Here is a 13,672-nt window from a genome sequence, read left to right on the forward strand (position 1 = left end):
CCTCTTTCAGTTCAGCAAACAGGTTTCGTTTCGTGGCTACGAACTATACGTTTATTGCGTAGGGTTCCAGTTCGAGATCAAGGTGATCGCAAAGCTGCCCGAGCCGGCATGACGCATGCGTCAAACCTACGAGAAACAGTACCCGCCTCTGCCGTAGGAATGTGCGAGAGTGCAAGCCACGGCAACGGCATCCACGTCACATCACGGGCACGCGCAATCTGTGGAATGCCTCGACCGCACATGCCGATGCCCGCTCTTCAGGAGACACGCATGGTCAGCAAGAACACGATCTGTCTGTGGTACGACCGCGACGCGCTGGATGCGGCCAATTTCTACGCCAAGACCTTCCCAGACAGCAAAGTTACCGCTGTGCACCGCGCGCCCGGCAACTACCCCGCCGGCGAGGAAGGCGATGTGCTGACGGTGGAGTTCACCGTGGCGGGCATTCCGTGCCTTGGGCTGAACGGCGGCCCGCACGTCAAGCACAGCGATGCGTTCTCGTTCCAGATTGCGACAGACGACCAGGCCGAAACCGATCGGCTGTGGAACACCATCGTCAGCAACGGCGGCCAGGAAAGCGCCTGCGGCTGGTGCAAAGACAAGTGGGGGCTGTCGTGGCAGATCACGCCGCGCGCGCTCACTGCAGCATTTACTGATCCGGATCGCGCAGCGGCCAAGCGCGCCTTCGACGCGATGATGACGATGGGCAAGATCGACATTGCCACGATCGAGGCGGCGCGGCGCGGTTGAGCCTAGCTGGCCAGTGAGGGGATCGGCGCGCCGGTCAGCGTGCCGCTGCAAAGCCAGTGCGTTTATGCCGTTAGACGAGCGCGCTCACTGCGCGACTGGGCGCGGCACCGACGCACGAAACCGATGCGCAAGCGTGTGATAGAACGACGGCGTGAGCGCCTTGGATACCTGGCTGGACAACAACGCCACGGCCATGAGCGGCAAGACCATCTCGTGGCCGTCGATCATCTCCATCACGATCACAAACGATGTGATGGGCGACTGCGTGACCGCCGCCAGATAGCCGACCATGCAGAGCGCGGCAAGGCTGGGCAGCGGTATCGCCGATGTCACCAGCGACATGACGTTGCCCAGCCCCGCGCCAATTGCCAACGACGGCGCAAAAATGCCACCCGGAATGCCCGACAGGTACGACGCGATCAGCGCGCAGAACTTGAGCACCGCATAGAACGGCGAGAGGGCCTGATGGGTTTCCAGCAGGCCCCGCGCTTCTGCGTAACCGCTGCCGAACGTGGTGCCGCCTGAAACCAAGCCGATCAGTGCGATGGCGATACCGCACATGAAGGCAAACCACACCGGTTGCCCTTGTTTGATGTCAACCAGCCGCGCGGGCATCCAGCGGGGTATGTTGAGCAGCAGCCAGCAGAACGCACCGCCTGCCACGCCCGAGATGGCGCTCGCGGAAATCACCACAGGCACCAGCGCCAGATGAAACTGCCCAATGGCCTGGATGCGCCCGAAGTACAGGTAATTGCCTTGCAGGCCGAGGGCGACCACGCCGGAAAAAATGATGGCGGTGATGAGCGTGCCGCTGTTGCGCGCCACGAAACTGCGCGTCAGTTCTTCAATGGCAAACACGACGCCCGCCAGCGGCGTGTTGAACGCAGCCGCAAGCCCGGCCGCTGCCCCCGCCAGGGCGAGTTGCCGGTCGATGTGCTTGCTGCTTCGACGATAGCCCCGCCGCATGGCGTACATGAGCGATGCCCCGATCTGCACCGTGGGCCCCTCGCGGCCAATCGTAAAACCACAGAGGATGCCCAGGAACGAGACCACGATCTTGCCGAACATGATGCGCAGGGAGAGCAGCGCACTGGATAGCCGCCCGTCCTCCAGCGTCGCAATCACCTGTGGAATGCCGCTGCCCTCGGCACCGCGAAAAAACTGGCGCGTCAGCCAAATGGCAAGCGCCGCACCTACCGGTGTAATGACGATCGGCAGCCAGAACGCGTGCGACACCATGCCTCGAAAAAGCTCGAAGCCCAAATCGATGAGCTTGGCGTAGGCGACGGATACCAGACCCACGAGAACGGCACCGAGCCAGAAGATGCCGTAGTTTGCCCAGAGTCTCCTGGCCCGACGCACTGATTGATCTGCGATGTGGAGAGGAGAAAACATGGGGCTGGGGTGTCGGGTCCGGGAAGCGGAGATTATAGGACCCGACGTGAGTTGGCCTCTTTGTGCGGCCTCGTCTTGCGGCCTCATCTTGCGACCGTGATCGCACGCGGCAGGCGGCGATGCCGCGTGATAGAGTCGTCCGCCATCGCCTCCCGGTTCGTGTAGCCCTATGTCGACATTCGCGCTTGTTCCCGAGCAAACGGCGTTGTTGGTCATGCACTATCAGACCGACATCATGGCGTTGTTTCCGGCCGTCGCACCCACGCTGCTCTCCAACACCCGCACGCTGTGCGACGCCGCGCGGGCCAAGGGCGTGAGCGTCTATTTTGCGAAGTTCCACTTCAGCCCCGGCTATCCGGAAGTCAGCCCGTTGAACAAGAACGGACAAGGCGTCAAGAAACTGGGGCTGTTCGTTGAAGACCGCATCTCGCCGGAACTCGGCCGGCAGCCTGATGAGTCGATCGTCATCGCGCACCGCGCCAGCGTGTTCTACGGCACCGATCTGCAGGTGCGGTTATCCGCCAAGGGCATTGATACCTTGATCATGGTGGGCGTTGCGTCGACGGGCGTGATGCTGTCGTCCATTGCCCACGCGAGCGATGCGGACTACCGCCTGTTCACCGTGAAGGACTGCTGCTACGACCCGGACCCGATCGTGCACGACCATCTTTTTGCGACGGCGTTTGAATCGCGCACGACGGTGCTGTCGCTGGCAGAAGCGTTGTCGCTGCTGGAGTAATCACAGCAGGGGCTCGGCGTGCCTCAGGCGCTGACCACCTTGTTCTTGCCGGCGCGCTTGGCCTGATACATGCCGCGGTCGGCGCGATGGATGGCCGCCATGGGCGGTTCGTCCTTGCCGACTTCCGCCACGCCGGCAGAGAAGGTGATGAACAGCCGCGTGTCGCCCGCCGCAAAGAAGCGCTGCGTGAGCGCCCGCTGCAGGCGGACGATGGTCTGCACGCCCTCTTCCAACGGCGTGTCCGGCATCAGGATCACGAATTCCTCGCCGCCAAAGCGGGCGAGCGTGTCTTGCGGGCGCATCGATTCGCGGGCCACCTGGGCCAGGTGCGACAGCGCATCGTCGCCAAAGCCGTGGCCGTGCGTGTCGTTGATCGACTTGAAGTCGTCGATGTCCAGGAACGCGATGGAGAGCGTGGTGTTCTGGCGCGCGGCCCGGGCAACCTCGCGCTCCAGCGCCTCTTCCAGACCCTTGCGATTGAGCGCACCGGTCAGCAGGTCGTGGCGGGCTGAAGCGGATGCCATGTCGAGTGCCTTGCGCAGTTGCGCCACTTCGGCAGCAGCCTCTTCGGCCTTGACCTTCATCGCCGACAGCACGTCGCGATTGCGGGCCGACTCCACCGACATCCAGCGGGTGGCCGACAGCGCGTCCTGAATGGCCGGCGCGATCTCTGCGATGCTGTTGGCCGATTCGATCTTCTTGGCGCAGGCTTCCATCTGGCGGTGATGCTCGCCCGAGGTTTCGGCGGCAACGGACAGGCGCTCCATGAAGGCGGCCAGCAGCCGCTTCATCTCTTCCTGGGCTTCGATCGACTTCGACTTCAGCGAACTTTGCTTCTGGATCACCTCCATGAGGCGACGCCGCAGGTCATCCAGCCGGCGCAGGCTCACGGGGGCCTCGCTGGCTTTCATCAGGGCTTCGATCTGGCCGCGCAGCCAGTGGTCGTCCAATGACAGCTCGCCGATGTTCTCGAACACCAGTTGCAGCAGGCCCAGCAGCGCCCGGCGAATCTCGCCCTGGTCTTCGGCCGCGAGCGACAGCCTGTGGTTGAACGTCGAGAGCTTGACGTTCAGGTTGGCAAGGCTTTCGAATTCGGAGCGGCAGGCCCGGATCAGCGCCCACGCGGCGGGGCCGATGCTGGCATCGTCTTCACCGAGCACCGGAAGGCAGCATTCCACCGTGCGCGCGAGTTGTTCGCACAACTCCCGCACCAGTGCCATCCGATCGGCGTCCTGGGCGTCTCCGTTTGCGTTTGGCTTGCTGCCGGCGATTTCGTAATAGATCGAGGCAAAGTTGTCTGGCGTGGGCGCCAACCTGCGTGAGGCCAGCAGCTTGAGGGCGTGCCGGGCGGTCTCCGAGGGATTGTTTTCTGTCATTCCGAACTACAGGTTGGCGAGCAGGATTGGAGCGCGATTCTCCACGGTTCCGGCCCGACCGAAAAGCCGTCCAAAGGGTTGTGTGGGCTTTGCGCTGCACGGCTAAGGCTCGCCAAATTGGGTGTCGCGGCAAGCATCTACGCGAAGAGCGTGACCCCAATTGGCAGGATCGCCGCGCATGGCGTTTCGCCGAGCGGGCGTGCGCCGCCAGCAATGACGCGCTGCACCGGGCGCCGATTATCCAAGCGTCTGGATATACCTCAGGAATGAAGGGGATTCGCCTCGCGCTCCGTAGAACCGGATGACACCCGACACGTCGCCGTACTGCTGCACCAGGCCTTCTGCAGCAGCACGGACGCGTCGAACCTCGGACACCTTCTTCAGGAAACACTCGACCAGGGTCGGGTCGAAATACCCGCCGCTCTGCTCGGCCAGCACATCCAGCGCGTGGGCTTCGGCCATCCCCTGGCGGTAGACGCGCGGCTCCAGCATGGCGTCAAAGGCATCAGCAATGGCGACGATGCGCGCAGCAAGCGGGACATCTTCCCCCGCCAGGCCACCGGGATAGCCGCTGCCGTCAAAATGCTCGTGATGATGGCGGGCAACGCTCGCTGCCAATTGCAGGATCGGATCGGGCGTTCCGGCAAGCAGGTCGGCACCGATGTCCGAGTGCCGTTGCATGACCTCTTGCTCCGCGTCGGTCAGGGAGGCGGGCTTGAGCAGGACGTCATCCGGAATGCCCAGCTTGCCGATGTCGTGCACGGGCGCCACAAGATAGATGCGTCTTTGCTCGGCGTCGTCCAGCTCCAAAACGTTTGCCAGGTACGCCGCAACAGCGGCCGTCCGGACAAGATGGCCCAGAGCCGACGGATAGCGCGACCCGCCAGCAAGCGTCAGGCTGGCGAGGATGATGTGGGGGCGGCTTTGCTGTGCCATGGTGTTGACCTTCTTGGTAGCGCGCCTGCCAGCACGCAGGGAGGCTCGATGGAGGATTGCACGATAGTCAGCGCGCCAGTCGACCGCAACCACCTACGCGGGTCATTTTTGATCTACCCCGCCTGCAACCGCCGCCACAACGTCGTCTTGCTGATGCCCAATGCCGCACATACGGCGTCGCGATCGCCGTCGTGGGCTGCCAGTGCTGCGCGTATCTCTTCGGCTTCCACGCCACGGCTGCGCTCGCGCAGCGTCAATACCGCCGCTTTGCCGGGCGTGGCGCGGGCAAACACTTCCGGTGCAATCAGCCGCAGCACATCTTGCGTGACGGCGCTGGCGTCTTCGGTGTATGCCAGCTCCACGGCAATCCGTTCGACCACGCTCTGCAATTCGCGCACGTTGCCGGCCCAGGCGTAGCGCCGCAGCGGCTCGGCGACGCCGGCCAGCACGCGGGCAGCCTCCTCGGTATCGGCAATGCGCAGCAGCAGGCGCGGTTCGCGGCGGGCAGCTTGCACAAGCAGTTCAGCGGCCAGGGGCATCACGTCGTCGGGCCGTTCGCGCAGCGGGGGCAGCGCAATGCTGAGGATGTTGAGTCGGTAGTAAAGGTCCGCGCGGAAGGTGCCGGCTTCCACCGCGTCCGTCAGCGCGCGGTGCGTGGCGGCCATCACGCGGATATCGACGCGCGTGGGCTCGGTGGAGCCCAGCCGCACCACCTCGCGCTCCTGCAGCACGCGCAGCAGGCGGCTTTGCAGCGGCAGCGGCATCTCGCCGATTTCATCAAGAAACAGCGTGCCGCGGTGCGCGGCTTCAATCAGCCCGGTCTTGCCGCCCTTGCGTGCGCCAGTGAAAGCGCCCTCTTCGTAGCCGAACAGCTCACTCTCCAGCAGCGCCTCGGGAAATGCGCCGCAGTTGATGGCGACAAATGGAAAATCGCGCCGCGCGCTGAGCTGATGCATGCCCTGCGCGACCATCTCCTTGCCCGTGCCGGATTCGCCCAGCACGAGCACGGTGGCGTCGGATTTGGCATAGCGACGCACCAGCGTGCGCACGCGCTCCATCGGCAGCGATTCGCCCACCAGGTCTTCCAGCCGGTAGCGCGCACTGAACTGCTGCGGGCGCTGGCGTGAACGCAGCGTGCGGTCCAGCCGCTCCACCGCGCGGGATTCCTGGAAGGTGAAGACCGTGCCTTCTGTCGCGCCGGCGCCGGTGCTCGTCAGCGGGCCACGGTGGATGACGTAGTTCACGCCCCGCACGGTGCCCAGCGTGTCGCCGTCGGCATCGGGCAGCAAGCCCAGCAGGCTGGGCGCGATGCTGAGCAGCGGTTGCCCGATTGCCTGTTTTGCCTCGATGCCCAGTGCAGTGGCCAGCCGCTGGTTGATGGCCTCCACGCGGCCCTGCGCATCCAGCGCGACCACACCGTCACGCAGATGCTGCAGCAGGTTGTCCAGCCGCTGGCGGCGCAGCGTTTCACGGCGCGTGGCCTGCACGACTTCGAGCGCGGTATCGAATGCCGCACGCACGGAGTCACGCGAATACAGGAACACGGCGTTCATGCCCGCCTGCGTTGCCAGATCCGTCACCAAACCGGGGCCGACCACCACGCCCACGCCACGGTCGCGCAGGTCCAGTACGCAGCTCTCCGCGCCCTGGCGCGAGGTGTACGAGGCAAACACCACATCCATGCCATAGGCGGCGACAAAGCGGCGCACCTCTTCGGGCGTGTCGCCGTGGGTGACGAGCGCCACCGATTCCGCATCGCGCCGGGCGCGGGCCAGCGCGTGCATCACATCAAAACCCGTCGGGTTGATGACGACCACGGGCAGCGACAGACGCGGCTTCAGATACGCGCCGTTGGACCCGCCCGCCACCACCACGTCGGGCCGCTCTGTGCCGGCGGCCTCGATCTCGCGCACGATGTCCTCAAAGCCGCGCGTGATGACGCGCAGCTCGGCGCGGTCGTTGTACTCGGCGGCAATGTCGAGAAAGAGATCGCTCAGGCGGCTGATACCGCAGGCCCAGATGCGGGGGCGGTCGGTCAGCTCGGGTGCAGTGGGGCTCATGGTGCGGTGCGGCCAGAAAAAACAGCGGTCTCGACATTATGCGCCGAGCGTTTCCACATTGAAATTGAAAATTTCATTTCTGAAATGATGTGCGCGCGAGCGGTAAAGTCACATCCATACAAATCAAGGGGTTACGTCGGCTCGCACAGGTGGCCCGCTTCCTGCTCTTTTATGCCGTTCTTTCTGGAGCCTTCATGAGCACAACCCAACGACACCCGACCAGCGCCGGCGCCAAATTCCGTGCCGCCGTGGCTGAATCCCAACCACTGCAAGTGGTGGGCGCCATCACCGCCTACGCTGCCAAGATGGCCGAGCAGACCGGCTTCAAGGCCGTGTATCTGTCGGGCGGCGGCGTGGCTGCCAACTCGCTGGGCATTCCGGATCTGGGCATCAGCACGATGGAAGACGTGCTGATCGACGCGCGCCGCATCACCGATGCCGTGCAGATTCCGCTGATGGTCGACATCGACACGGGCTGGGGCGGCGCCTTCAACATTGCGCGCACCATTCGCTCGTTCATCAAGGCCGGTGTGGCCGCTGTGCACCTGGAAGACCAGGTTGGCCAGAAGCGCTGCGGCCATCGCCCGGGCAAAGAAGTCGTTTCCATCGACGAGATGGTCGACCGCGTGAAGGCCGCCGTGGATGCCCGCACCGATGACGATTTCGTCATCATGGCCCGCACCGATGCGGCCGCCTCTGAAGGCATCGACGCCGCCATCGAGCGCGCCGTCGCCTACGTGGAAGCGGGCGCCGACATGATCTTTCCTGAGGCGATGAAGACGCTGGACGACTACCGCCGCTTCAAGGCCGCCGTGAAGGTGCCCATCCTGGCCAACCTGACCGAGTTCGGCAGCACACCGCTCTTTACCACCGACGAACTGCGCAGCGCCAACGTGGATATCGCGCTGTACTGCTGCGGCGCCTATCGTGCGATGAACGCTGCGGCGCTCAACTTCTATCAAACCGTGATGCGTGACGGCACCCAGAAGGCGGCCGTGGAAACCATGCAATCGCGCGCCGATCTGTACCAATATCTCGGCTACCACGCGTACGAAGACAAGCTCGACGCGCTGTTTGCCGCACAGAAATAACGCCTACGAATTCAACGCATCCAAGGAGACCACACCATGAGCGAAGCCGATAACAGCACGCCGAACGCCGGCGCTTTCAAGCCGAAGAAGTCCGTGGCCCTGTCGGGCGTCACCGCCGGCAACACCGCGCTGTGTACCGTTGGCCGCACTGGCAATGACCTGCACTACCGCGGCTACGACATCCTCGACCTGGCCGGCGCGTGCGAGTTTGAAGAAGTCGCCCACCTGCTGGTGCACGGCAAGCTGCCCAACAAGGCAGAACTTGCTGCCTACAAGGCCAAGCTGAAGGCCCTGCGCGGCCTGCCCGCCAACGTGAAGGCCGCCCTGGAGTGGGTGCCCGCCTCCGCCCACCCGATGGACGTGATGCGCACAGGCGTGTCGGTGCTGGGCACCGTGCTCCCAGAGAAGGACGACCACGCCACCCCCGGCGCGCGCGACATCGCCGACCGCCTGATGGCATCGCTCGGCTCGATGCTGCTGTACTGGTACCACTACAGCCACAACGGCAAGCGCATCGAGGTCGAAACGGATGACGACTCCATCGGCGGCCACTTCCTGCACCTGCTGCACGGCGTGGAGCCGCCGAAGTCGTGGGTCGACGCCATGCACGTCTCGCTCAACCTGTATGCCGAGCACGAGTTCAACGCATCGACGTTCACCGGCCGCGTGATTGCCGGCACGGGCTCGGACATCTACTCGGCCATCACCGGGGCGATTGGCGCATTGCGCGGCCCGAAGCACGGCGGCGCCAATGAAGTCGCTTTCGAGATCCAGAAGCGCTACGACACCCCGGACGAGGCCGAAGCCGACATCCGCCGCCGCGTGGAAGCCAAGGAAGTCGTGATCGGCTTCGGCCACCCGGTGTACACCGTGTCCGACCCGCGCAACAAGGTCATCAAGGAAGTGGCGCGCAAGCTGTCGAAGGAAGCCAGCAACACCAAGATGTTCGACATTGCCGAGCGCCTGGAAACCGTGATGTGGGACATCAAGAAGATGTTCCCGAACCTGGACTGGTTCAGCGCCGTGTCGTACCACATGATGGGCGTGCCGACCGCGATGTTCACCCCGCTGTTCGTGATCGCGCGTACGTCGGGCTGGGCAGCGCACATCATCGAGCAGCGCATCGACAACAAGATCATCCGCCCGAGCGCCAACTACACCGGCCCCGACGACCTGAAGTTCGTACCGATCGGCAAGCGCCCGTAAGACCGCAAGAGAAGGAACGTCAACCCCAAACCGTAGATGGTGTGGCCGTTGACGTTCCTGCCCTAGATGGCGCCTTGAATTTTTGTAAGCGGGCGGAAAGAAGACGGGAAACTGTTTGAGCGAAGCGAGTTTTTCCCGTCTCCGCCCGGTTACATAAATTCAAGGGGAAGTCGCCATCTCGGGCGCGCCTTTCTTTTGCTTACTTTTCTTTGGCAAGACAAAGAAAAGTGAGTCGGCCCCGGCAGGGGACGATACCCGGGATGGACCACAACCGCCCGCCCCCGACAGGGGATGAAACAAGGGATGCACCCACACCATGAACACAGCACATCGCAAACCCCTCCCCGGCACAACGCTCGACTACTTCGACGCGAGAGAAGCCGTCGAAGCCATCCAAGCCGGCGCCTACGACAAGCTCCCGTACACCTCCCGAGTCCTCGCCGAGAACCTGGTCCGCCGCTGCGACCCAGCCACCCTCACCGACTCGCTCAAGCAACTGATCGAGCGTAAGCGCGATCTGGATTTCCCCTGGTTCCCGGCGCGCGTGGTGTGCCACGACATCCTGGGCCAAACCGCGCTGGTGGATCTGGCCGGCCTGCGCGACGCGATTGCCGACCAGGGCGGCGACCCCGCCAAGGTCAACCCGGTGGTGCCGGTGCAGTTGATCGTCGACCACTCGCTGGCGGTGGAATGCGGCGGCTTCGACCCCGACGCCTTCGCCAAGAACCGCGCCATTGAAGACCGCCGCAACGAAGACCGCTTCCACTTCATCGACTGGACGAAGCTTGCGTTCAAGAACGTCGACGTGATCCCAGCGGGCAACGGCATCATGCACCAGATCAATCTGGAGAAGATGTCGCCCGTCATCCAGGCGCACGACGGCGTGGCCTACCCCGACACCTGCGTCGGCACCGACAGCCACACGCCGCACGTCGATGCGCTGGGCGTGATCGCCGTCGGCGTGGGCGGCCTGGAAGCCGAGAATGTGATGCTCGGGCGTGCCTCGTGGATGCGCCTGCCGGACATCGTTGGCGTGGAGCTGACGGGCCAGCGCCAGCCCGGTATCACCGCCACCGACATCGTGCTGGCGTTGACCGAATTCCTGCGTAAGCAGAAGGTGGTGGGCGCATACCTCGAGTTCTACGGCGAAGGCGCATCCAAGCTGACGCTGGGCGACCGCGCCACCATCTCGAACATGGCCCCCGAGTACGGCGCCACCGCCGCCATGTTCTCGATCGACGACAACACGCTCGACTACCTGCGCCTGACCGGCCGCACCGACGAGCAGGTCAAGCTGGTCGAGACGTATGCCAAGACGGCCGGCCTGTGGTCCGACACGCTCAAGCATGCGGAATACGAACGCGTGCTGCGCTTTGACCTGTCGAGCGTGGTGCGCAACATGGCCGGCCCGTCCAACCCGCACGCGCGCGTGGCGACGACCGACCTGGCCGCCAAGGGCATCGCCGGCAAGTGGGAAGAAACGCCGGGCCAGATGCCGGATGGCGCTGTCATCATCGCGGCCATCACGAGCTGCACCAACACCAGCAACCCGCGCAACGTGATTGCCGCGGCGCTGCTGGCGCGCAATGCCAACCGCCTGGGCCTGACCCGCAAGCCGTGGGTGAAGAGCTCGCTTGCGCCGGGCTCCAAGGCCGTTGAGCTGTATCTGGAAGAAGCCGGCCTGAAGCACGAACTGGAGAAGCTCGGCTTCGGCATCGTCGCGTTTGCGTGCACCACGTGCAACGGCATGAGCGGCGCACTGGACCCGAAGATCCAGCAAGAGATCATCGACCGCGACCTGTACGCCACGGCCGTGCTGTCGGGCAACCGCAACTTCGACGGCCGCATCCATCCGTATGCCAAGCAGGCGTTCCTCGCATCCCCGCCGCTGGTGGTGGCCTATGCGATTGCCGGCACGGTGCGCTTCGATATCGAGCGCGACAGCTTCGGCACCGATGCCAACGGCAAGCCGATCCTGCTCAAAGACCTGTGGCCGACCGACGAAGAGATCGACGCCATCGTGCGTGCATCGGTCAAGCCGGAGCAGTTCCGCAAGGTGTACATCCCGATGTTCGAGCAGCGCAGCGAGTCCGTTGCCAACGTGAGCCCGCTGTACGCGTGGCGCCCGCAGAGCACGTATATTCGCCGCCCGCCGTACTGGGAAGGCGCGCTGGCTGGCGAGCGCACGCTCAAGGGCCTGCGCCCGCTGGCCGTGCTGGGCGACAACATCACGACCGATCACCTCTCGCCGTCCAACGCCATCCTGGCGAGCAGCGCCGCTGGTGAATACCTGGCCAAGATGGGCCTGCCGGAAGAGGACTTCAACTCGTACGCCACGCACCGCGGCGATCACCTGACCGCGCAACGCGCGACGTTTGCCAACCCCACGCTCATCAACGAGATGGCCGTGGTCGATGGCACCGTGAAGAAGGGATCGCTCACGCGCATCGAGCCCGAAGGCAAGGTCACGCGCATGTGGGAAGCCATCGAGACCTACATGGAGCGCAAGCAGCCGCTGATCGTGATTGCCGGCGCCGACTACGGCCAGGGCAGCTCGCGCGACTGGGCGGCCAAGGGCGTGCGCCTGGCCGGCGTGGAAGTCATCGTGGCCGAAGGCTTCGAGCGCATCCACCGCACGAACCTGATCGGCATGGGCGTGCTGCCGCTGGAGTTCAAGCCGGGCACCACGCGCCTCACGCTGGGCATCGACGGCACCGAATCCTTTGACGTGGTCGGCGAACGCAAGCCGCGCGCAGCCCTGACGCTCGTCATCCACCGCAAGAACGGCGAACGCGTGGAAGTGCCCGTTACGTGCCGCCTGGACAGCGATGAAGAAGTCTCGATTTACGAAGCCGGCGGCGTGCTGCAGCGCTTTGCGCAGGACTTCCTGGAATCGAACAAGGAGGCGGCATGAGCCACCCGGCGCAAGTGAAGATTCCCGCCACCTACATGCGTGGCGGCACCAGCAAGGGCGTGTTCTTCCGTCTGCAGGATCTGCCGCAGTCCGCGCAGCAACCCGGCGCCGCGCGTGACGCCTTGCTGATGCGCGTGATCGGCAGCCCCGACCCATACGGCAAGCAGATCGACGGCATGGGCGGCGCCACGTCCAGCACGAGTAAGACCGTCATCCTCAGCAAGAGCACGCGCCCGGACCACGACGTGGATTACTTGTTCGGCCAGGTCTCCATCGACAAGCCGTTTGTGGATTGGTCGGGCAACTGCGGCAACCTCTCCGCAGCAGTCGGGCCCTTCGCCATCAGCAACGGGTTGGTCGATGCGAGCCGTGTGCCGCAGAACGGCACCGCCATCGTGCGCATCTGGCAGGCCAATATCGGCAAGACCATCATTGCGCACGTGCCCATCACCAACGGCGCGGTGCAGGAAACGGGCGACTTTGAACTCGACGGGGTGACCTTCCCGGCGGCCGAAGTGCGGCTCGAATTCCTCGACCCGGCGGCGGAAGAAGATGGCGACGGCGGCGGCGCGATGTTCCCCACCGGCAACCTCGTCGACGACCTGGACGTGCCGGGCGTGGGCACGCTCAAGGCGACGATGATCAACGCGGGTATCCCGACGATCTTCATCAACGCAGAGGCCATCGGCTACACCGGCACCGAGCTGCAGGACGCCATCAACGGCGATGCGAAGGCGCTGGCAATGTTCGAGACCATTCGCGCGCATGGCGCGGTGCGCATGGGCCTGATCAAGAGCATCGACGAAGCTGCCACGCGGCAACACACGCCCAAGGTGGCGTTCGTTGCACCGCCAAAAGACTACGTGGCGTCGAGCGGCAAGAAAGTCGGCGCGGGCGATGTCGATCTGCTCGTGCGCGCGCTGTCGATGGGCAAGCTGCACCACGCGATGATGGGCACGGCGGCAGTGGCCATTGGCACGGCGGCGGCAATTCCGGGCACGCTCGTCAACCTCGCGGCTGGCGGCGGAGAACGTGGCGCGGTGCCTAATGCCGTGCGATTTGGGCATCCGTCGGGCACGCTGCGTGTGGGCGCGGAGGCCAAGCTGGTGGACGGCGAATGGGCCGTCACCAAGGCCATCATGAGCCGCAGCGCACGTGTGCTGATGGAAGGCTGGGTGCGCGTGCCAGGGGCTTGAGCCAGAGGG

Annotated in this window: 10 protein-coding genes; 6 read left to right on the forward strand and 4 right to left on the reverse strand. The window is 64.6% G+C overall.

The genetic code is table 11. From position 1 onward, the window contains the following. The first annotated feature begins 270 nt into the window (after positions 1 to 270). On the forward strand, positions 271 to 750 hold the full coding sequence (locus DOD19_RS24490) for a VOC family protein (RefSeq protein ID WP_112188696.1): 480 nt from the start codon (positions 271 to 273) through the stop codon (positions 748 to 750). 84 nt (positions 751 to 834) lie between these two features. On the opposite strand, the gene DOD19_RS24495 is transcribed toward DOD19_RS24490, so the two are convergent. Continuing rightward, complete coding sequence (locus tag DOD19_RS24495; RefSeq protein ID WP_112188698.1) at positions 835 to 2,145, reverse strand: chloride channel protein; 1,311 nt, start codon at positions 2,143 to 2,145, stop codon at positions 835 to 837. 169 nt (positions 2,146 to 2,314) lie between these two features. Here DOD19_RS24495 and DOD19_RS24500 point away from each other — a divergent pair, with 169 nt between their 5' ends. Further along, positions 2,315 to 2,884, forward strand: coding sequence for an isochorismatase family cysteine hydrolase (locus DOD19_RS24500; protein ID WP_112188700.1), 570 nt, complete (start codon positions 2,315 to 2,317; stop codon positions 2,882 to 2,884). A 23-nt stretch (positions 2,885 to 2,907) separates the two neighbouring features. Here DOD19_RS24500 and DOD19_RS24505 read toward each other — a convergent pair whose 3' ends face one another. From DOD19_RS24505 to prpR, 3 genes are all read right to left on the reverse strand, one after another. Further along, positions 2,908 to 4,260, reverse strand: coding sequence for a GGDEF domain-containing protein (locus DOD19_RS24505; protein ID WP_112188702.1), 1,353 nt, complete (start codon positions 4,258 to 4,260; stop codon positions 2,908 to 2,910). Positions 4,261 to 4,497: 237 nt separating this feature from the next. After that, a complete protein-coding gene (locus DOD19_RS24510) occupies positions 4,498 to 5,196 on the reverse strand; it encodes an HD-GYP domain-containing protein (RefSeq protein ID WP_112188704.1) in 699 nt (232 codons plus the stop codon). Positions 5,197 to 5,309: 113 nt separating this feature from the next. Further along, entirely contained in the window at positions 5,310 to 7,256 is a 1,947-nt protein-coding gene (prpR, locus tag DOD19_RS24515; RefSeq protein ID WP_024978189.1) for a propionate catabolism operon regulatory protein PrpR, read from the reverse strand. A gap of 194 nt (positions 7,257 to 7,450) precedes the next feature. Here prpR and prpB point away from each other — a divergent pair, with 194 nt between their 5' ends. The 4 genes from prpB (at position 7,451) to prpF (ending at position 13,663) form a co-directional block, all read left to right on the forward strand. After that, positions 7,451 to 8,347, forward strand: a complete 897-nt coding sequence (gene prpB / locus DOD19_RS24520; RefSeq protein WP_112188706.1) for a methylisocitrate lyase — start codon at positions 7,451 to 7,453, stop codon at positions 8,345 to 8,347. Between the two features lie 36 nt (positions 8,348 to 8,383). Beyond that, a complete protein-coding gene (gene prpC, locus DOD19_RS24525; protein ID WP_027679536.1) occupies positions 8,384 to 9,553 on the forward strand; it encodes a 2-methylcitrate synthase in 1,170 nt (389 codons plus the stop codon). Between the two features lie 316 nt (positions 9,554 to 9,869). Next, entirely contained in the window at positions 9,870 to 12,467 is a 2,598-nt protein-coding gene (gene acnD / locus DOD19_RS24535; RefSeq protein WP_112188708.1) for a Fe/S-dependent 2-methylisocitrate dehydratase AcnD, read from the forward strand. Then, positions 12,464 to 13,663, forward strand: a complete 1,200-nt coding sequence (gene prpF / locus DOD19_RS24540) for a 2-methylaconitate cis-trans isomerase PrpF (protein ID WP_112188710.1) — start codon at positions 12,464 to 12,466, stop codon at positions 13,661 to 13,663. Before acnD ends, prpF begins: the two co-directional genes overlap by 4 nt. Positions 13,664 to 13,672: the final 9 nt, after the last annotated feature.

It is taken from the genome of Ralstonia sp. GX3-BWBA (assembly GCF_003290055.1).
Classification (GTDB): Bacteria; Pseudomonadota; Gammaproteobacteria; order Burkholderiales; family Burkholderiaceae; genus Ralstonia; species Ralstonia holmesii.

Bases quoted from the DNA above. Each gene is read 5' to 3' on its own strand.
- prpF (WP_112188710.1), top strand. From the start codon at position 12,464: ATGAGCCACCCGGCGCAAGTGAAGATTCCCGCCACCTACATGCGTGGC.
- DOD19_RS24495 (WP_112188698.1), bottom strand. From the start codon at position 2,145: ATGTTTTCTCCTCTCCACATCGCAGATCAATCAGTGCGTCGGGCCAGG.
- DOD19_RS24500 (WP_112188700.1), top strand. From the start codon at position 2,315: ATGTCGACATTCGCGCTTGTTCCCGAGCAAACGGCGTTGTTGGTCATG.
- prpR (WP_024978189.1), bottom strand. From the start codon at position 7,256: ATGAGCCCCACTGCACCCGAGCTGACCGACCGCCCCCGCATCTGGGCC.
- DOD19_RS24505 (WP_112188702.1), bottom strand. From the start codon at position 4,260: ATGACAGAAAACAATCCCTCGGAGACCGCCCGGCACGCCCTCAAGCTG.
- DOD19_RS24490 (WP_112188696.1), top strand. From the start codon at position 271: ATGGTCAGCAAGAACACGATCTGTCTGTGGTACGACCGCGACGCGCTG.
- prpB (WP_112188706.1), top strand. From the start codon at position 7,451: ATGAGCACAACCCAACGACACCCGACCAGCGCCGGCGCCAAATTCCGT.
- prpC (WP_027679536.1), top strand. From the start codon at position 8,384: ATGAGCGAAGCCGATAACAGCACGCCGAACGCCGGCGCTTTCAAGCCG.
- acnD (WP_112188708.1), top strand. From the start codon at position 9,870: ATGAACACAGCACATCGCAAACCCCTCCCCGGCACAACGCTCGACTAC.
- DOD19_RS24510 (WP_112188704.1), bottom strand. From the start codon at position 5,196: ATGGCACAGCAAAGCCGCCCCCACATCATCCTCGCCAGCCTGACGCTT.